17 protein-coding genes are annotated in these 19,228 nt (G+C 69.6%); 9 read left to right on the forward strand and 8 right to left on the reverse strand.

Annotated features, from left to right (window positions below; translation table 11 throughout):
- Positions 1-43: 43 nt before the first annotated feature.
- The gene (locus FG323_RS14555) at positions 44-1,090 is read right to left on the reverse strand and encodes an NADP-dependent oxidoreductase (RefSeq protein WP_141455433.1); all 1,047 of its coding nucleotides are present in this window, start codon (positions 1,088-1,090) and stop codon (positions 44-46) included.
- Between the two features lie 9 nt (positions 1,091-1,099).
- Positions 1,100-2,386: an MFS transporter gene (locus FG323_RS14560; protein ID WP_255470194.1), complete on the reverse strand. Its 1,287-nt coding sequence runs from the start codon at positions 2,384-2,386 to the stop codon at positions 1,100-1,102.
- A 154-nt stretch (positions 2,387-2,540) separates the two neighbouring features.
- On the opposite strand from FG323_RS14560, the gene FG323_RS14565 reads away from it, so the two are divergent.
- Entirely contained in the window at positions 2,541-3,509 is a 969-nt protein-coding gene (locus FG323_RS14565) for an AraC family transcriptional regulator (RefSeq protein WP_249888820.1), read from the forward strand.
- Positions 3,510-3,539: 30 nt separating this feature from the next.
- Here FG323_RS14565 and FG323_RS14570 read toward each other — a convergent pair whose 3' ends face one another.
- The 3 genes from FG323_RS14570 to FG323_RS14580 form a co-directional block, all read right to left on the reverse strand.
- Positions 3,540-4,502 (reverse strand): alpha/beta hydrolase, encoded by a 963-nt coding sequence (locus tag FG323_RS14570; RefSeq protein WP_141455435.1) that lies wholly within the window; start codon positions 4,500-4,502, stop codon positions 3,540-3,542.
- Between the two features lie 76 nt (positions 4,503-4,578).
- Complete coding sequence (locus FG323_RS14575; RefSeq protein ID WP_141455436.1) at positions 4,579-5,490, reverse strand: hypothetical protein; 912 nt, start codon at positions 5,488-5,490, stop codon at positions 4,579-4,581.
- Positions 5,487-5,834 (reverse strand): PadR family transcriptional regulator, encoded by a 348-nt coding sequence (locus tag FG323_RS14580; RefSeq protein WP_141455437.1) that lies wholly within the window; start codon positions 5,832-5,834, stop codon positions 5,487-5,489. Before FG323_RS14580 ends, FG323_RS14575 begins: the two co-directional genes overlap by 4 nt.
- A gap of 218 nt (positions 5,835-6,052) precedes the next feature.
- Here FG323_RS14580 and FG323_RS14585 point away from each other — a divergent pair, with 218 nt between their 5' ends.
- From FG323_RS14585 to FG323_RS19800, 5 genes are all read left to right on the forward strand, one after another.
- Positions 6,053-7,303 (forward strand): efflux RND transporter periplasmic adaptor subunit, encoded by a 1,251-nt coding sequence (locus FG323_RS14585; protein WP_141455438.1) that lies wholly within the window; start codon positions 6,053-6,055, stop codon positions 7,301-7,303.
- An 18-nt stretch (positions 7,304-7,321) separates the two neighbouring features.
- Positions 7,322-8,095, forward strand: a complete 774-nt coding sequence (locus tag FG323_RS14590) for an ABC transporter ATP-binding protein (protein WP_141455439.1) — start codon at positions 7,322-7,324, stop codon at positions 8,093-8,095.
- Positions 8,092-10,536, forward strand: coding sequence for an ADOP family duplicated permease (locus FG323_RS14595; RefSeq protein ID WP_141455440.1), 2,445 nt, complete (start codon positions 8,092-8,094; stop codon positions 10,534-10,536). Before FG323_RS14590 ends, FG323_RS14595 begins: the two co-directional genes overlap by 4 nt.
- Before the next feature lie 36 nt (positions 10,537-10,572).
- The gene (locus FG323_RS14600; protein ID WP_141455441.1) at positions 10,573-11,970 is read left to right on the forward strand and encodes a sigma-54 dependent transcriptional regulator; all 1,398 of its coding nucleotides are present in this window, start codon (positions 10,573-10,575) and stop codon (positions 11,968-11,970) included.
- Positions 11,971-12,781: 811 nt separating this feature from the next.
- Positions 12,782-13,261: an ATP-binding protein gene (locus tag FG323_RS19800; RefSeq protein ID WP_220094195.1), complete on the forward strand. Its 480-nt coding sequence runs from the start codon at positions 12,782-12,784 to the stop codon at positions 13,259-13,261.
- Positions 13,262-13,271: 10 nt separating this feature from the next.
- Here FG323_RS19800 and chrA read toward each other — a convergent pair whose 3' ends face one another.
- The 3 genes from chrA to FG323_RS14620 all read right to left on the reverse strand — a co-directional run bounded on the left by chrA (position 13,272) and on the right by FG323_RS14620 (position 16,721).
- Complete coding sequence (chrA, locus tag FG323_RS14610; protein ID WP_220094181.1) at positions 13,272-14,492, reverse strand: chromate efflux transporter; 1,221 nt, start codon at positions 14,490-14,492, stop codon at positions 13,272-13,274.
- 307 nt (positions 14,493-14,799) lie between these two features.
- Positions 14,800-15,756, reverse strand: coding sequence for a hypothetical protein (locus tag FG323_RS14615; protein ID WP_141455443.1), 957 nt, complete (start codon positions 15,754-15,756; stop codon positions 14,800-14,802).
- Between the two features lie 53 nt (positions 15,757-15,809).
- The gene (locus FG323_RS14620) at positions 15,810-16,721 is read right to left on the reverse strand and encodes a LysR family transcriptional regulator (protein ID WP_141455444.1); all 912 of its coding nucleotides are present in this window, start codon (positions 16,719-16,721) and stop codon (positions 15,810-15,812) included.
- Positions 16,722-16,843: 122 nt separating this feature from the next.
- Here FG323_RS14620 and FG323_RS14625 point away from each other — a divergent pair, with 122 nt between their 5' ends.
- The 3 genes from FG323_RS14625 to FG323_RS14635 all read left to right on the forward strand — a co-directional run bounded on the left by FG323_RS14625 (position 16,844) and on the right by FG323_RS14635 (position 19,206).
- On the forward strand, positions 16,844-17,710 hold the full coding sequence (locus tag FG323_RS14625; protein ID WP_141455445.1) for a pirin family protein: 867 nt from the start codon (positions 16,844-16,846) through the stop codon (positions 17,708-17,710).
- Between the two features lie 46 nt (positions 17,711-17,756).
- Positions 17,757-18,437, forward strand: a complete 681-nt coding sequence (locus FG323_RS14630) for a hydrolase (RefSeq protein ID WP_141455446.1) — start codon at positions 17,757-17,759, stop codon at positions 18,435-18,437.
- A 127-nt stretch (positions 18,438-18,564) separates the two neighbouring features.
- Complete coding sequence (locus FG323_RS14635) at positions 18,565-19,206, forward strand: hydrolase (protein ID WP_141455447.1); 642 nt, start codon at positions 18,565-18,567, stop codon at positions 19,204-19,206.
- Positions 19,207-19,228: the final 22 nt, after the last annotated feature.

Genomic DNA, 19,228 nt, shown 5'->3' on the forward strand with positions numbered 1-19,228 from the left:
TGTGCGCGGATGATAGCGGATCGCCCGTGCGGGACGCGGACGATCAGTCCGCCACCCGCACGACCAGCTTGCCGAAGTTGCGGCCCTGCAACAGGCCGGCGAACGCGGCCGGCGCCTGTTCCAGCCCGTCCACGACGTCCTCGCGCAGGCGGATGTCGCCGTTGGCGAGCCAGTCCCGCATGTCGCGGCGGAACGCTTCGAACCGATCCGCGTAGTGGTCCAGGATGATGAAGCCCTGCATGCGCACGCGCTTCTGCAGGATCGTCGCCAGCAGCTGGGGCCGCTGATCCACCGCGCCGGCGGCGTCGCGATCGTTGTAGTGGGCGATGAAACCGCACACCGGCACGCGCGCGTGCAGGTTGAGCAGCGGCAGCACCGCGTCCAGCACTTCGCCACCGACGTTCTCGAAGTACACGTCGATGCCGTCGGGACAGGCGGCGGCAAGATGTTCGGCCAGGTTTCCCTCGCGTCGATCCAGGCAGGCGTCGAAGCCCAGTGCCTCCACCGCGAAGCGGCACTTGTCCGGGCCGCCGGCGATGCCGACCACGCGCGCGCCTTTCAGCCTGGCGAGCTGGCCGACCACGGCGCCGACCGCGCCGGTCGCCGCGGCCACCACCACCGTCTCGCCGGCACGCGGCTGGCCGATGTCGAGCAGGCCGACATAGGCGGTGAAACCGGGCATGCCCAGCCCGCCCAGGGCGAGTGACGGCTGTGGCAGGCCGTCCAGCGCGGCCAGATCGGATCCATCCGAGAGCACGTAGTCCTGCCAGCCGGCGTTGGCGAGCACGATCTGGCCTTCGCGGAAACCGGGATGGCGCGAGGCCTCGACCCGGCTGACGGTGCCGCCGACGATCACGTCACCCAGCGCCAGCGGTGGCGCATAGCCCGGCCCGATCTCGTCCATCAGGTTGCGCATGTACGGATCCAGCGACAGGTGCAGCGTGCGCAGCAACATCTGTCCTTCGCCGGGAACGGGCACCGGTTCGTGGATCAGCCGGAAGTCGGTCGCCAACGGCAGGCCGCGCGGACGCGCGGCCAGGGTGATGCGGCGGTTGAGCGGTGTTTCGGCGGAACGGGCGGGCAGGGACATGCGGGAGGCTCAGTGGAAACCGGGACGGGAAGGCAGCGCTTCGTCCGCCAAGTCAGCCGGACGCGGGCCATGACGCAGGGTCAGCAGGGTGCCGAGCGTCATCATGACGACCGCGAACAGCGGACCGCCGATCGCGCCGACATGATCCACCAGCAGACCGCCGCCGATCGCGCCGGTGGCGATGGCGATCTGGAACGCGGCCACCAGCAGGCCGCCCGCGCCTTCGGCCTGATCCGGCGCGGCGCGGATGATCCAGATCTGGAAGCCGACCGGGAACGCGCCGAACGCGAAGCCCCACAGCGCGATGGCGACCGCGGTGACGATCATCGAGTGACCGGCCAGCAGCAGGCCGATCGCCAGCAGCGCGATCAGGGTGCCGCCGAACACGATCGCGGTGCGCTCGCTGCGCCCGGCCAGGTAGCCGCCGGCGAAGTTGCCGAAGAAACCGCCGATGCCGTAGGCCAGCAGGATCGCCGAGATCGCGCCGACCGACAGGTGGGTGACGTTCTCCATCAGCGGGCGCAGGTAGGTGAAGCCGGCGAAGTGACCGGAGATCACCAGCAGCACCGCCAGCAGCGCCATGCGCACGCCCGGTCGGCCCAGCAACTGGCCGAGCACACGCAGATCCGGATTGGCCGTCGGCGGCAGCGCGGGCAGGGTGAAGATTTGCGCCAGCAGGGTGATCACGCTGACCACGCCGGCGGCGACGAACGCGCTGCGCCAGCCCCACAGTTCGCCCATCCACGCGCCCACCGGCGCGGCGCAGACGGTGGCGACCGAAACGCCGGTGAGGATGAACGACATCGCGCGCGGGAATTTCGATTCCGGCACCAGTCGCATCGCCAGCGCGGCGGCCATCGACCAGAAGCCGCCCAGCGCCACGCCCAGCATCACCCGCGCGGTGAGCAACGGCCACAGGCTGTCGGCGACGACGGCCAGCGCGTTGGACAGCACCAGCAGCGTGGTCAGCGCCAGCATCACGTGCTTGCGATCGATGCGCCGGGTAAGCAGCGGAATCGACGGCGCGGCGACGGCGCCGACCAGGGCGGTGGCGGTGACGGTCTGCCCGGCCGCGCCTTCGCTGATGGACAGGTCGGAGGCCAGCGCGGTGAGCAGGCTGGCCGGCAGGAATTCGGCGGTGACCAGGCCGAACACGCCCAGCGCCAGCGCGCCCACGGCGGCCCAGCGGGTGGGAATCTCGTCGCTGGCGACGGCCGGGGAAGCGATCTCGGCGGTGGAACCGGGCGCGTCCAGCAGGCCGTCGGCGGTGCAGTCGGAACAGGAGGAGGAAGACACGGGGGAGGGAATCCGGGGGGAGCGGATAGGCAGATTAGGCGTATGATGCTGGCGTTTCCATGCCGGAAAGACCGATATGCTTGCTCATTCGTCCAGGAGTCGGAACCCTGTCGCCCCACGCGGCGAGACGGAAGCGCCGGCTGGCGGACGCGACATGCTGACCCGGGTCCTGCTCGACCTGCGCCTGGACGGCGTCGAATACGGCCGCTGCGTGATGCAGGCGCCGTGGGCGATCGCCTTTCCCGCCAGCCGCGAGGCGCGCTTTCATTTCGTCGCCCGGGGCGGCTGCTGGCTGAAGCTGCCAGACGCGGACTGGGTGCGCCTGAACGCAGGCGACGCGGTGCTGCTGCCGCGTGGTGGTTTCCATGTGCTGGCCAGCGCGCCGGACGTACCGACGATGGACATCGACGCGCTGGCGCGGGTGCCGGTGTCGGAGAACATCTACCTGGTCAAGACCGAACACGATGGCGACGCCGATCCGGACGCCAGCACCGTGATGTTCTGCGGCAGCCTGCGCTTCAACCTGGATCCGTTGCATCCGCTGCTGGCGATGATGCCGGACATGATGCGTGCCGGCGAACTGGCGCAGCGCGATCCCACCGTGCCGGCGATGCTGGAGGCGATGGAGCGCGAAGTCGCGCTGGATCGCATCGGCGCGTGCGGCATCCTGGCCCGGCTCGCCGACGTGCTGGCCGCCAGCATCATCCGCGCGTGGGTGGAATGCGGGTGCAGCGATTCCTCGGGCTGGATCGCCGCCGTGCACTGCCCGTCGATTGGCAAGGTGGTCGCCGCCATCCACGCCGAACCCGAACGCGACTGGACGGTGCCGGAACTGGCCGGCCTGATGGGGGCGTCGCGCTCCCGCTTCGCCGAAGCCTTCACCCGCACGCTGGGGGAAACGCCGGCGCGCTATGTCGCGCGGATCAAGATGTTCCAGGCGCGACGCTGGATCGCGCAGGAAGGCATGCGGGTGGCGGTGGCGGCCAATCGCCTGGGCTACGACTCCGAAGCCTCATTCAGCCGCGCGTTCAAGCGCATCATCGGCCAGTCGCCCGGCGCGCTGCGCAGCGAGCACCTGCATCCGCGCCCCCGCGCGGCGTTCGCGGCACACGCACCGCGTTGATCCTCGCGCGGTGCGTCGTGCCGTTGCCCATCAGCGCTTGCTTGCGTCGTCCGGAGTCTGTTCGAGGATCCGGCGCACCGCGTCGACGACCACCGCAGGATTCTCATACGGGATGACGTGGCCGGTGTTTTCCGCGACGACCATGACGCCGCGCGTGGACAAGGCCGCCAGATCTTCCTGCCACTCGCGCCACTGGAGATCTTCCGCGCTCGGTGGCGTCTCGGTCTTGCCGCGCCGGATCACCGCCAGCGGCAGATCGCCAAGGGTGCCGTAACCCCGCGCCTGCTGCATGGCGGCGGGCACGCGATCGAGGGCTTCGTACTCCTGCTTCACCGTGGCCAGCACGCGCGGCAGGAAGGCGATCACGATGTCGGGCTCGACATCGGCAGGCAGCGGCACCACCGGTCCGTCGCCCTGCGCCTTCTTCAGGCCCGCGTCGATCTCCGCCGCCAGTCCCGCGCGGAACCGTGCCGCGGCCGGAGTGAACAGATACGGCTCGGGACTGGCGTCCACCAGCACCAGGCCGGCGACTTCTTCAGGGTATTCCCGCGCGTACAGCCGCGCCAGCAGGCCGCCGACGGAATGGCCGACGATCACCAGCGGCGTCCGCAGTTGCTTGGCGGCGATCAGGGCATGCAGATCCGCCACCATGTCCTGTTGCGTGCGCGGTCCGGACACCGGATCGCTCCAGCCCAGTCCCGCACGGTCGTAGGTGCACGCGCGGGCGAACGGCGCGACCGCGTCCTGCACCTTGGAAAAGCCGGAACGCGCGGTGTACTGCGACAGTCCCGCTTCGAAGATCACCGCAGGTCCGGCCGCGTCGCCCTTGCAATGCAGGTGCAGTCGGCGGCCGCCGATATCGACGAGTTCGCCGGGTGCCGGTGGCGGCACGAATGTGGCGGGCGGCGCGGCGGTTTCTTCCGCGAAAACGAGGTTGGCCAGGCCCAGGTTGGCCGGAATCAGGGCGAGCGAAAGCAGACACGCGCGAAGCATGGCGGAACTCCTTGCGAGGTATGTGGAGGCCGGCGGTGCCGGCGGTCGGGTCAGCCGGCGATGTCGGCCGGCTGGGTCAGCGGGTGAGTGCGGGCAACTGGATGCGGGTGCGGCGGCGGTGCACGCGAATCGCCAGGTCGACCACCATGAAGACGACGATCAGTGCCAGCACGCCGCGTGCGCCCTGATCGGTCGGCGTGGCCAGGAACATGCGGCCGGCGGCGATCCACCAGGCCAGCAGCGCGATGAACGCCGCGCTGGACACGATCTCCAGCTTGCGCATGAGTGGCGACCAGCGACCCTGCAGCAGCACGACCGCCAGGATCGCGAAGCTGGCCGCCCACATTGGCAGTACCGGCCAGGCGCGCATCCGCAGGAAATCCGGATCCAGCGCCAGCACCTGCGGCAACGCGCCGGGCAGGTGGGGTGTGAGCCACGGCAGCGAAATCACCACGGTCGCGCCGATCGCGAACCACACCAGGCCGAAGGCGAGCGCACCGCGATTGACGCGTTCCGGATCGACCGATCGTGGCCGCCAGCGTGGCTTGAACCAGCCGCGGTGTCGCAGCCACGCCGCGAGCAGGGTGAACATGATCATGAAACCCGGCCACCAGAACGCGCCAAGACCCGGGCCCAGCCACCAGCCAGCCGGCGACAGGCGGCCGTCGAACACATGCGGCAGGCTCAGCGCCCATTGCAACACCAGGCCGATCACCGCGAGCAGGGTGAAGCCACGGGCCTGTTCCGGCGGAATGATCACCGGGCCCGGCGGGCGATAGCGCGCGGCCACCTCGGCTGGCGTGCCGAATTCCCGCAGCAGCGCCAGCACCATCGCATCGTCGGCGGCGCGGCCTTCATTGCCGGCGCGCTCGGCCAGCATCTCGGCCAGCAGTCCGCGCAGCTCCAGGCCGATTTCATTGCGCTCGCCCGCGGGCAGGCGGCGCATCACATCGATCACGTAGGCATCGATCACGTCATTCGGATTCATTTCCCGTCCCCTTGCAGCAGTCCACCCATGGTCCCGACCAGCGAATCCCAATAGGCCTTCAATTCGGCGAGCATCGCCTCGCCCGCGTCGTTCAAGCGGTAGTAGCGGCGTGGTGGACCGTCCTCGATCCGCCACTCCGAGGCCAGCACCCCCTGGCCCTCCAGGCGTCGCAGCAGCGGATACAGCGTGCCTTCCTCGATCGGCATGCCGCGCTGGGCCAGCGCCTGCCGCAGCGAATAGCCGTACTGGAACTCGCGCAGCTGCGACAGCACCGCCAGCACCAGCACGCCGCGCCGCAGCTCCAGTTCCAGCTTGGATCCCGGGTTGTCGCGTGCTTCCACCATGTTCCACCCCGTAAAGTTTGGAAAACAGTACTTTGTGCCACACAGTATGTAAATCCCGGGAAGCAACTCGCCGACGAACGGCGGCAGGACGCCCGGTGGCGGACGCCGAACGTACGAAAACGGACAGGCCGGCGTGCCAAGGGTGGAAAGAATCTTTCACTGAATCAATCAGTTGAGTGCGTGTCGAGATTGGCACGTGCCATGCTCTTCAAAGGGACATGGATATCGCCCGCCCCCAGACCCGCTCCGTTTCCCGCCGTCGCCTGTTGCTCATCGGCGGTCCGACCCTGTTCCTGGCGGCGCTCGCCGCCGTCGCCATCCTCGGCGTGGGCCAGGCCGCGCCCAAGGTCGAACGCGGCAGCCTGTGGATCGGCGATGCCGAGCGCGGCGACATGGTCCGCGAAATCCGCGCGACCGGCACGCTGGTACCGCGCGACATCCGCTGGATTACCGCCGGCGCGGTCGCCACGCTGGAGCAGGTACTGGTGCAGCCCGGCAGCCGGGTGGGCGCCGACACGGCAATCCTGCGCATGGTCAATCCGGAGCTGACCGCCAACCTGGAAAAAGCCGAAGCGGCGCTGGCGGGCGCGGAAGCCGAAGTCGCCTCGGTGCGCACGTCGCTGGCTTCGCAATTGCTGGACCAGCAGGCGCAGCAAGCGCAGGCGGAGTCGGAATGGCGCATCGCCGAGGTCAAGGCGCAGGCCTACGAACGCGCGCACGCCGCCGGAGTGATGTCGAAGATCGATCTACGCCAGGCGCAGATCACCGAGACCACCCAGCAGGGACGCGCGGAAATCGAAACCCGGCGCGTGTCCGCGTTCCGCCAGAACATGGCCGCGCAACTGCGCGCGGCGCAGGCGCGGCGCGACGAAGCCGCCAGCACACTGGCGATCGCGCGCCAGCAGGTCGCGGCGCTGGACGTGCGCGCCGGCAGCGACGGCATCCTCCAGCAGATCGACGTCGAACCGGGCCAGCAGGTCACCGTCGGCGCCAAGCTCGCACGGGTGGCGCGTCCGGATGATCTGATCGCTCGCCTGCAGGTACCGGAAGTGCTGGCCAAGGATCTGTCGCTGGATCTGGCGGTGAGCGTGGACACCCGCAACGGCGTGGTGGAAGGCCGGCTCACCCGCATCGATCCGGCGGTGCGCAACGGCAGCGTGACCATCGACGTGGATCTGGGACGCAAGCTGCCCCCTGGCGCGCGTCCGGATCTGTCGGTCGACGGCCGCATCCGCCTGGGCGTGCTGCGCGATGTCGTCAGCATTCCGCGCCCGGCGCTGGCCGTGCCCGGCAGTCCCGGCACCCTGTTCGTGCTGGACGGCGATGGCGAGGCCCGCCAGACCGCGGTGCGCTTTGGCGCCGCTTCCAGCGATCGCATCGAAATCCGCAGCGGTCTTCGCCCCGGCGACCGCGCCGTGCTTTCCGACACCAGCCAGTGGGCGCAGTACCCGCGACTGCGTTTACGCTGACCTTTCCCAGGAGCCCCGATGAATACCGCCCTCCCGCCTGCTTCCGCCACCTCCGCATCGCTGCTGCGCCTGCAGCAGCTGGGCAAGGTTTTCCATACCGACGAGGTCGAAACCCATGCCCTGTCCGACATCGCGCTGGACATCGCCCGGGGCGACTTCGTCGCCATCACCGGTCCTTCCGGTTGCGGCAAGTCCACCCTGCTGTCGATTCTGGGCCTGCTGGACCCGCCCAGTCGCGGCGAGTACTGGCTCAACGGGCGCAACGTCGCCGATCTGGATGCGCGTGGCCGCGCGCGCATCCGCAATGGCGAGATCGGCTTCATCTTCCAGGCGTTCAACCTGATCGCGGACCTGACCGTGGAAGAGAACGTCGCCCTGCCACTGACCTATCGCGACGGATTCGGTCGCGCCGACATCACCCGGCGCGTGCGCGAAGTGCTGGAACTGGTCGGCATGAACCATCGCACCCGCCATTATCCCGGGCAACTGTCCGGCGGCCAGCAGCAGCGCGTGGCGGTGGCGCGCGCGCTGGTGGGGAATCCGTCGATCCTGCTGGCCGACGAACCCACCGGCAACCTCGACAGCCGCAACGGCGAGGCGGTGATGCAGTTGCTGGAACAACTGCACGAAAACGGCACCACGCTGTGCATGGTGACCCACGATCCGGCGTTCGCGCGGCGCGCGCAGCGCATCGTGCACATGCTCGACGGCCGCATCGTCGACGAGGACACCTTCGAGCGCCTGCGCCATGAACGCGACATGGCGCTGCCCGGCCTGGAGGCGGTGTCGTGAGCGTCGCCATCCTCTGGAACGAGGCGCGCCAGTCCTGGCGCGGCCTGCTGCGTCGCCCCGGCTACCTGCTGCTGGCGGTGCTGACCCTGGCGCTGGGCGTGGCGACCACAACGGCGGTGTTCTCGCTGCTGGACCAGGCGCTGTTGAAGCCGCTGCCGTTTCCGCAGCCGGATCGGCTGGTCACCCTCGGCCAGTACTTCGACGGCGAGCGCAACTCGGCCGCGCCCGGGTACTACGCGCCGGTGCGGCGCATGCGCAGCTTTGCCTCGACCGGCATGCTGCGGAGCTGGGCGATCAACACCAACATCGCGCGCGGCGACGAGGGGCGTGTGGTCGGATCCCTGCGCGTGGATCGCGGTTTCCTGGAAACGCTGGGCCTGCCGATGGCGCTGGGTCGCAACTTCAACGCCGAGGAGGATCGGGTGAACGGCCCGCAGGCGGTCATCCTCAGCCATGCGTTCTGGACGCAGTACTACGGCGCCGATCCCGCCGCGATCGGCCAGACCCTGCAGGTGGAAGGACGTGCCGCCCAGGTGGTCGGCGTGCTGCCGGCCGCGTTCCGCTGGCCGGTGCAATTCGACATCCTGCTGTCGATGCAGCCGGATTTGGCCAGCACCAACCTGTCCACCAACGAACAGATCATCGCCCGGATCAAGCCCGGCATCAGCGTGGCCGAAGCCTCGGCGGAAACCGGCGCGGTGCTCGGGGCGCTCCTCCGCCAGAACCCGCGGATGACCGAGGAATGGCGGCGCCATCTGCTCGAATTCCCGCCCAATGCGCTGCCGCTGAAGGGCAGCGTGTTCGCCTCGCGCACGGGCAATACGCTGTGGCTGTTCTTCGGCGCGGGCGCGTGCGTGCTGCTGATCGCCGCGATCAACCTGGCCAGCCTGATGCTGCTGCGCGCGCTGGGCCGCAGCCATGACAGCGCGGTGCGCCTCGCGCTTGGCGCGCCACTGGCGCGGTTGGGCCTGCCGGCGCTGGCCGAGGGCCTGTTGATCGGGCTGTGCGGTGCGCTGGTCGGCATCGCGCTGGCCTGGCTGGGCCTGCGCCTGATGGCCGGTTGGGTGCCACCGGAATGGATCCGCGGCGAAGCGGCCGCGTTGACCGGCGCCAGCGTGGGTTTCGCACTGCTCGCCGGTGCGGCCACCGCGTTGCTGGCGTCCGTGCTGGGACTGTTGCGCGTGCGCGGCCTGCAACTCACCCGCGAACTGGTCGGCGGCGGACGCGCGGGCTGGAGCCGAGGCGCCGGCAGGCTCGGCCGCGGCCTGGTGATCGCGCAGGTGGTGGTGGCGGTGGTGTTGCTGATGGGTGCCGCGCTGTTCACCCGCACCCTGCAGCGATTGTCGGAGGTGCCGATGGGCTTCGAGAGCCGCGCGGTCACCATCTTCAGCCTGGCGCCGATCCGCGAACGCCACGCCGAAGTCGGTTCGATGGTCGAGCAGACCGATCGCATCGTCGAGCGGCTGCGGCGGTTGCCCGGGATCGCCCATGTCGGGGCGGGCAGCAACCCGCCCACGGCCACCCAATTGAACTGGAGCTACGTGCTGCCGGATGGACGCTCGATCAGCGCGCAGTACCGCTTCATGACGCCGGATTTCTTCAATGTGTTCGGCATGCCGGTGCTCGCCGGCCGCGGGATTGGCGAACAGGATACCGCCGGCGCCGAGCGCATCTGCGTGGTCAGCGCCGCGTTCGCGCGCCAGTACCTGGGTGATGCGCCGCTGGGAAAAATCGTCGCCATCGAGGACGACGGCGAGGATCGGCGCGTACCGATGCGGGTGGTCGGCGTGGTGGGCGACGTGCGCCAGTTCGGCCCGGCCGAGCCGGCGCCCCCAATCGTCTACACCCCGCTGGCGCAGCTGTCCCCGGGCGCCTGGCGGATCATCCGCGGATTCGGTGGCCTGACCTACGCGTTGCAGTCGCGTGCCGGCAACACGGGTGGAAACGCCGAACGGGCCCTGCGCGAGGCGATTGCCGAGGTCGCGCCGCAGCAGCCGATTTCCGATCTGGACGCGATGGACGCGGTGGTCGCCTCCACTACCAGCGACCAGAAGCTCAACCTGCTGCTGGTGGGCCTGTTCGCCGGCCTGGCGCTGCTGTTGGCGGCGGTGGGCCTGTACGCGGTGATGGCCACCGCGGTGGCCGCGCGCCGGCACGAATTCGGCGTGCGCGCCGCACTTGGCGCCGCGCCGCGCCGGCTGCTGCGGCAGGTGCTGCGCGAGGCCGGCCTGCAAATTGCCATCGGCCTGCTGGCGGGACTGGGCATCGCGATGGCGATGTCGCGGTTCCTGCAGCGCTACCTGTTCGAGGTGCAGGTGGCGGACCCGCTGGCGATCGGCGCGGTGGTGGCGGCGCTGGCGCTGGCCGGCCTGGTGGCGGCGTTGTCGCCGGCGCTGCGGGCGGCGCGGGTGCCGCCGATGCAGGCGCTGCGCAATGAATAGCGCCCGCGCTCCGGCGCGGACGCTAGACTGGCGGTGATGAGCACCGTGCCGACTTCCCGTCCGTCTCCCAGCCCCCGCATCCTGGTCGTCGACGATCAGCCCGACGTGCGCGAGGCGCTGCGCATGCTGCTCAAGAGCGCCGGCTACGGCATGGTCGGCGCGGAGTCGCCGGAGATCGCGCTGGGTTGCCTGCGCGGCGACGAATTCGCCGCCGTGCTGGTGGACATGAACTACCGCCGTGACACCACCTCCGGCGAGGAGGGACTGGCACTGGTGGAGCAGATCGCCGCGCAGTGCCCCGGCCTGCCGGTGGTGGCGATGACCGCCTGGGGCAGCATCGAACTGGCGGTGACGGCGATGCAGCGCGGCGCCGTCGATTTCATCGAGAAGCCGTGGCAGAACGCGCGCGTGCTGAACGTGCTGGAAAGCCGCATCGCGCTGGATCGCAGCCGCCGCAGCGAGCAGCGGCTGGGACAGGCGCAGGCGCTGCTACTGCAGGAGGCCGGCGACGACTTCATCGCCGAATCGCCGGTGATGCGCCGCCTGCTGGAGGATCTGGCGCGGATCGCCGAGAGCGACGCCAACCTGCTGCTGCTGGGCGAGAACGGCACCGGCAAGAGCCTGCTGGCGGGCTTCGTGCATCGCGGCTCGCGGCGCGCGGCGCGGGCCTTCGTCAAGGTCAACATCGGCGGCATCGCGCCGACCCTGTTCGAGGCCGAACTGTTCGGCCACGTGCGCGGCGCCTACACCGACGCGCGCCAGGATCGCGCCGGCCGGTTCGAACTGGCCGACGGCGGCACCCTGTTCCTGGACGAGATCGGCAACCTGCCGCTGGACCAGCAGCCCAAGCTGCTGCGCGCGATCGAGGAAGGGGAGTTCGAACGCCTGGGCTCCTCGCAGACGCGGCGGGTGGACGTGCGGGTGATCGCCGCGACCAACGCGGATCTGGAAAGCGAAGTGGCGGCCGGCCGCTTCCGCCAGGATCTGCTGTACCGGATCAACACGTTCCAGGTGCGGGTGCCGGCGCTGCGCGAGCGCGGCGAGGACATCCTGCCGCTGGCCCGCCATTACCTGTCCGCCGCCTGCACCCGCTACCGCCGCCCGGTGCCGCGCATCGGCCGCGATGCCGAGCGCGCACTGCTCACCTATCCGTGGCCGGGCAACGTGCGCGAACTGTCGCACGTGATGGAACGCGCGGCGCTGCTGGCCGACGAAGGCGTGCTGGACGCCGCCGCGCTGCGCCTGCCCGGCGCGGCGGAGCCACGGTTGTCCGAACGCATGACCCTGGAGGAAGCCGAAGCGCTGCTGTTGCGGCGCGCGCTGGCCGACCAGGGCGGCAACCTGCAACGCGCCGCCGACCAGCTCGGCATCACCCGCCAGAGCCTGTACCGGCGGCTGGAGAAACACGGCCTGCGTGGCGATGAAAACGCCTGAGCGCGGACGCGCGGCGTGGCTGGTCGCGCCGTCGATGCTGGCGCTGGCGACCGTGCTCGCGCTGGGCACGCCGGCGCCGCGCGAAGCGGCCCTGCTGCTGATTTGCGTGCTGGCGCTGACCGCGATCATCTGGCGATTGCAGCGATACGCGGACGGGCGCCGCCTGCGCACCCTCGACGGCTTGCTGGAATCGCTGCGCGAAGGCGACTACAGCGTGCGCGGCGCGGTCTCCGGCGGCGACGGACAGATCCGGCTGATGGGTCGTTTCAACGCACTGGCGCAGCGATTGCAGGACGAGCAGCGCGATTCCCACGAGAGCCTGCAACTGCTGAGCAAGACCCTGGCCGCGCTGGACGGCGCGGTATTCGCGTTCGAGCAGGATGATCGCCTGCGCCTGATCAACCCCGCCGGTGAACGGCTGCTGGGCCGGCCGGCTGCCGAACTGCTGGGACAGCGCGCGGATGCGTTGGGGCTGGCGCCGCTGTTCGACATTGCGAATGGCCGCATCCACGCGCACGCCTTTCCCACCCAGCAGGGACGCTGGCAGATCGGGCACGCGTCGCTGCGCAGCCGCAGCCAGGCCGGCCGCCTGCTGGTGCTGCAGCCGATGGAGCGCGCGTTGCGTGACGAGGAAGCGCAGGCGTTCCGCCGCCTGCTGCGCGTGCTCAGCCACGAGATCAACAACTCGATGGCGCCAATCGCCTCCATGGCCGATACCCTGGCACGCGTGTTGCCGCCGGCAGGCGCGACGCTCGACCCGGAGGCGCGCACCGACCTTGCGGGTGGGCTGGATCTGATCGAACAGCGCAGCCTGGCATTGCAGCGCTTCCTCGGCGGCTACGCGCGGCTGGCCAAGTTGCCCGAACCGCAACCGGCCAGCGTGGCGCTGGCGTCGCTGTGCGAGCGCGTGCGTCGGCTGGTCGACGAACGCATCCGGGTCGAGGTCGCGCCGCAACTGCGGGTGATCGCCGACGCCGACCAGCTGGAACAGGTGCTGATCAACCTGCTGCGCAACGCGGTCGAAGCCGGCGGCACCGTGCCGGTCGAGTTGCGTGCGTGGGCGGAAAACGGACAGGCGCGCGTGCAGGTCAGGGATCGTGGCGAGGGCCTGCCGTCCAGCGACAGCCTGTTCGTGCCGTTCTTCACCACCAAGAGCGGCGGCTCCGGCATCGGCCTGGTGCTGTCACGCCAGATCCTGGAAGCACAGCAGGGCAGCCTGGAGTTGCAGTCGCGCGCGCCCGAAGCCGGCACGGTGGCGGAACTGCGCCTGCCGCTGGCCCAAGAGGGCTGAACGTCGTCCGTCAGGGCCGCGGCAGGCCCGTCGCCAGCCACGTCGCGCCCAGGCACACCGCCAGCACCCACAGCGCCGACCGCCGCGCCCGGGCCGCGATCAGCAGGCCCAGCACGATGATTCCCACGTCGACGGGCGTGCCCACCGCGTTCTTCCACAGCGGGTCGTACAGTGCCGCCGCCAGCAGGCCCACGACCGCCGCGTTGATGCCGGCCACCATCCGCGCCAGTCGCGGATGGGAGGCAATCCGCGCCCAGCCCGGCAGCAGCGCGATCAGCAACAGGAAGCCCGGCAGGAAAATGCACAGCAGCGCCACCGCGGCCGCCAGCGGGCGGCCGACCCCGACGTCCACGCTCGCGCCGAGAAAAGCCGCCAGCGAGAACATCGGTCCGGGCATCGCCTGCGCGGCGCCGTAGCCGGCCAGGAACTGGTCCGCGCCCATCCATCCCGGCGCCACCAGCTTGGCTTCCAGCAACGGCAGCACCACGTGGCCACCGCCGAACACCAGCGCCCCGGACTGGTAGCTGGCCGCCGCCAGCGCATCCAGAGTCGGTGCCACGTCGCGCGGCCAGAATGTCCACAGCAGTCCCGCCGCGAACAGGAACAGCGCGATGGACGCCAACCAACGCGGCGTGCGTGGAGCCGGACTGGATCCTGTCGACGCCGGCGGACAGCACCACCCACCAGCGATCGCGCCGAGGCCGATGGCCGCCAGCTGCCAGATCGGATCGCGCGCCAGCAGCGCCAGCGCGGCGACCGCGATCGCCAAGGCGATGCGGCGCGCATCCGGCGTGAGCGTGCGTGCCATGCCCCACAGGCCATGCGCGACCACCACCACCGCCACCAGCTTGAGGCCATGCACGAGTGCCAGCCCGAGCGGCGTGGTGGACGCGCGCGGCGCATGCAGCGCCAGCCAGTACATCAGCAACGCCGAGGGCAGGGTGAAGCCGAGGAATGCCGCCAACGCCCCGCGCCAGCCGCCGCGCAGCCAGCCCAGCGCAAAACCGAGCTGGCTGCTCGCCGGCCCCGGCAGGAACTGGCACAGCCCGACCAGTCCGGCGAATGCGTCTTCGTCCAACCAGCGTCGCCGCTGCACGAACTCGGCGCGGAAATAACCCAGGTGTGCCAGCGGTCCGCCGAACGAGCTCAGCCCCAGGCGCAGGAACACCAGGAAGATCGCGATCACGCCCGAGGGCGGCGCGCGGGAACCGGTGGGCGATGGATGGCTCAAGGACACTCCTTCAGGGCGGCGCGGCGCACGAGATCGGACAGGCCACCATGATCCAACATCGCCGCGATGACCCCATGATGGCAGCTGCCCGATCAATCTGGATTTCGCGACTCACGTCGCTCCCACAGGGAAGGGGACGTTTGAAATGCAGAGGGCCCGCTTTGTCAGCCATCGCCGCTGTCCACCCCACTCAAGCCAATCCGGCGTTGTGGGAGCGACGTAAGTCGCGAGGCTTTTTTTTTTCGCATCGCCAAACCGGGCGTCGCGACTCACGTCGCTCCCACAAGAGAGCGACGAGTGTCGCCGCTCAATGCGCGGAAACTTCCATCCACCAGGCAGGCGACCAGCTGTAGTCGTAGAGCGGGCGTGCGTCGCGCAAGCGATAACCGGCCTGTCCCAGTTCACGCTGCCAGTCCGCGACCGGCTGCTCCCAGTTCGAGGGCGCGACACCGCGTCGCAGTTGGCCGGCCAGCATCGGCGCGAGGAAGCCGTGCGCGATCAGCGCCGCCTCCTCGCCGTATTGGGCGAGGCAACGTTCGTAGCGACCGGCGACCGAATGGAAGTACGCAGGCGTGCCGTGCGCCAGCGCCGGTACGTCGAACTCCACCACCACCAGCGTGTCCACGTGTGGCCGCAACGCGCGCAGCGCGGCCACCCGTTCGGGCGGCGGCAGCGATTGCAGCGCGAAGCTGGATTGCGCCAGATCCCAGTGATCCCCGGGCGACAACCCCTGCACGAAGGACTGCAGCGTGACGCCGTGCAGGTGCAGCCGTCCTTGCGTATGGGCATCGGAAAACTGCCCGGCGAACAGCGCTGCCAGCGCGTCGCGCAGGCCACCCTGGGGTTCGATCACGTCGATGCGCTCGGGCAGCCGCGCGGCGGCGCGCAGCGCCGGCAACAGCGCCATGCCGTCGCCGGCGCCGATATCGAGCAGGCGGTTCACCGTCGGCCGCGCATGGCGTTCGGCCATCGCCTGGCTGACCGCGGCGTACAGCGGCACGTTGTCGCCGCCGCGGATGAAGGCCTGGAACGCGGCGTGCGCCGCGTAGGCACTGTCCGGGCCTTCACCGGCCAGGTGTCGCAACAGCGCGGCGGCCATGCGCGAACCCCGCGCGTCCGCCTGCCGCAGCGCGGGCTGGGCGGCGGCAGGCCGTTCGTCGGCGATCGCGGCGAAGGCATTGGCCAGTTGCGTGATGGCTTCGCCATCGACGTCGGCTTTCATCTCGCTGGCGGGAGCGATGTGCGGATCGGAAGGATTCGGCATGCGCGCGAAGAAGGAGGAAGACCACGCGATTATGCCGGTCCACGCCAAGGCGGTCAGTCTTCCTCCAGCGTCTGGAAGCGCTGCGCGAGATAGTCGATCAGGCTGCGCACCGACGGCACCAGCCCGCGCCGCGACGGGAACACGGCGTGGATGATGCCCTGCTTGGGTCGCCAATCCGGCAACAGCCGGACCAGGCGACCATCGGCGAGTTCGTCGCACATCACCATGGTCGGCAGCATCATGATGCCGACGCCGGCGACCGCGGCCATGCGGATCGCGGTCATGTCGTCGGTGACCAGGCGGGGTTCGTGATGGACGGTGGCGATCGTGCCGTCGCGATCGGTGAACTGCCAGCTATGGTCGCGATGGAACGGACCGAGGTCGAGAGTGGGATGGAGCGCCAGATCCGCAGGCGTGGCGGGCAGCGGCGCATTGCCGAACAGGCGCGGACTCGCGGCCACGTTCCAGCAGCGCTGCGCCAGCACACGGATCACCAGATCGCTGTCCTCCAGCGGTGGCGGACGCACGCGGATCGCCACGTCGACACCTTCGCCGACCACGTCGACGCGGCGGTTGGTGGCGTCCAGCAGCACGGTGATCTTCGGATTCTCCGCCATGAAATCGGCCACCATCACTCCGACCCGCGCGTGCAGCAGCGCCACCGGGCAGGCGAGCCGCACGACGCCACGCGGCTCGGAACGGGTGAGTTCGATCGCCTCCTGCGCCGCCTCGGCCTCCACGATCATCGCCTTGCAATGGCGGTAGTAGTCCTGGCCGATGTCGGTGACCGAGAAGCGGCGGGTGGAGCGCTGGATCAGGCGCACGCCCAGGCGTTCCTCCAGCAGCGCGATGCGCCGGCTGAGCTTGGACTTGGGCACGCCGAGCGCGCGCCCGGCGGGAGCGAACCCGCCGTGATCCACCACCTGGGCGAAGTAGAACAGGTCGTTGAGGTCGGTCGGGACCATGCCGGTCATCGTTCACCTGATAGGACTCTGAGGATAAATCCTGCCGACTACCGGGTCCATCGTCCCGGGACTAACGTGCGCCCATCGCAGATCAAGCCCGGTTCCCCGGGCGGGAGCCCACCATGAAGAAAGTCCTCGGCGTCTACGGCGCCCCCCGTCCCCACTGGGTGGGCGACGGTTTCCCGGCCCGCTCGCTGTTCTCCTACCAGACCCACGGCCGCCACCTCAGCCCGTTCCTGCTGCTCGACTACGCCGGCCCGTACCGGTTCGATCCGGCCGAGCACCCGCGCGGGGTGGGCCAGCATCCGCACCGTGGCTTCGAAACCGTGACCCTCGTATACGAAGGCGAACTGGAACACCGCGATTCCTCCGGCGCCGGCGGCCGCATCGGCCCGGGTGACGTGCAGTGGATGACCGCCGCCTCCGGCATCCTCCACGAGGAATACCACTCGCCCGATTTCACCCGCACCGGCGGCACCCTGGACATGGTGCAGCTGTGGGTGAACCTGCCGGCCGCCGCCAAGATGTCCGCACCGGGTTACCAGACCCTGCTCGATGGCGACATTCCGTCGGTCGCGCTGCCCGACGACGCCGGCAGCGTGCGGGTGGTGGCCGGACAGTACGAAGGACATCCCGGGCCGGCGCGCACCTTCACCCCGATGGACGTGTGGGACGTGCGTCTGCGGCAGGGCGGCAGCACCACCTTCGACGTCGCCGAAGGCCGAACCCTCGCGCTGGTCGTGCTCAAGGGCGCGCTGCGGGTCAACGGCAAGCAGGTCGCGCGCGAGGCGGAACTGGTGGTGCTGGATCGCGACGGTACCGATGTATTCGTCGAGGCCGAGTCCGACGCCACCTTCCTGCTGCTCAGCGGCGAACCCATCGACGAGCCCATCGTCGGCCATGGCCCGTTCGTGATGAACACCCAGAGCGAAATCGTCCAGGCCATCGACGACTTCAACCGCGGCCGCTTCGGCCGGATCGCGCAGTAGTTCCCCGGGCGGTGACCGCCCGCTCTTCCCCACGGAGTACTTCCCCATGAGCCTTCCCGCCAACTTCAACGGCAGCAAGCCGATTCTCGATCCGGCCAATGCCGCGATGCTGCTGATCGATCACCAGAGCGGCCTGTTCCAGACCATCGGCGACATGCCGTTCACCCGCGTGCGCGCCCACGCCACCGCGCTGGCGAAAATGGCGACCCTGGCCGGGTTGCCGGTGATCACCACCGCCTCGGTACCGCAGGGCCCGAACGGCCCGCTGATTCCGGAAATCCACGCCGCCGCGCCGCATGCGCAGTACGTGGCACGGCGCGGCGAGATCAACGCCTGGGACAATCCCGACTTCGTTGCCGCGGTGAAGGCAACCGGGCGCAAGCAGTTGATCATCGCCGGCACCATCACCAGCGTGTGCATGGCGTTCCCGTCCATCGCCGCGGTGGCCGACGGCTACCAGGTATTCGCGGTGATCGATGCCTCCGGCACCTATTCGAAGATGGCCGAGGAAATCACCCTGGCGCGCGTGGTGCAGGCCGGCGTGGTACCGATGGACACCGCCGCGGTGGCTTCCGAGCTGCAGAAGACCTGGCATCGCGACGACGCGCAGCAGTGGGCCGAGATCTATACCCGGATCTTCCCGAACTACCAGTTGCTGATCGAGAGCTACACGAAAGCCCAGGACGTGCAGAAGAACCACGAAGCCCTGGATTCCCAGCGCGCCTGAGTACCTGCGACCCGATGGAGACGGCGAGAGCCGGCTCCGTGCTTCCGCATCGCGACGCCGTCCTCCTCCCCGCGGCGCCGCGGTGCTTCCCTCCGGCATTGCCGGACCCTCCACAGGAGCCACCGTCATGGCAAGCGAACCGATCCGTGATCCGAAGAGCGATCACCTGCTCACCCCGCAGAACGCGGCCTTCATCATCATCGACTACCAGCCCGTGCAGGTGAATTCCATCGCCTCCATGGATCGCCAATTGCTGGTCAACAACATCGTCGGCGCGTCGAAGGCGGCGGTAGCCTACGGCCTGCCGATCGTGCATTCGACCGTCAACGTCAAGACGGGCCTGAACAAGCCGCCGATCCCGCAGCTGCGCAAGGTGCTGGACAAGTTCCCCACCTACGACCGCACCACCATCAATTCCTGGGAGGACGTGGCGTTCCGCCAGGCGGTGGAGGCGACCGGACGGCGCAAGCTGATCATGACCGCGCTATGGACCGAGGCCTGCCTGACCTTCCCCGCATTGGATGCGCTGCGCGAAGGCTACGAGGTCTACGTGGTCGCCGATGCGGTCGGCGGCACCTCGCTGGTCGCGCACGAGGCCGCGCTGCGTCGTATCGAACAAGCCGGAGGCAAGCTGATCAGCGTGCCGCAGCTGTTCTGTGAATTGCAGCGCGACTGGAACCGGCAGCAGACTGTGCCGGCCTTCATGAACCTGTTCATCGAGACCGGCGGCACCGCCGGCATCCAGTTCTCCTACGACCGCGGCGAGTAAGTGGACCGGGATGGGCGGGGCG

Source organism: Pseudoxanthomonas sp. z9 (assembly GCF_006542425.1).
Taxonomy (GTDB): Bacteria; Pseudomonadota; Gammaproteobacteria; order Xanthomonadales; family Xanthomonadaceae; genus Pseudoxanthomonas_A.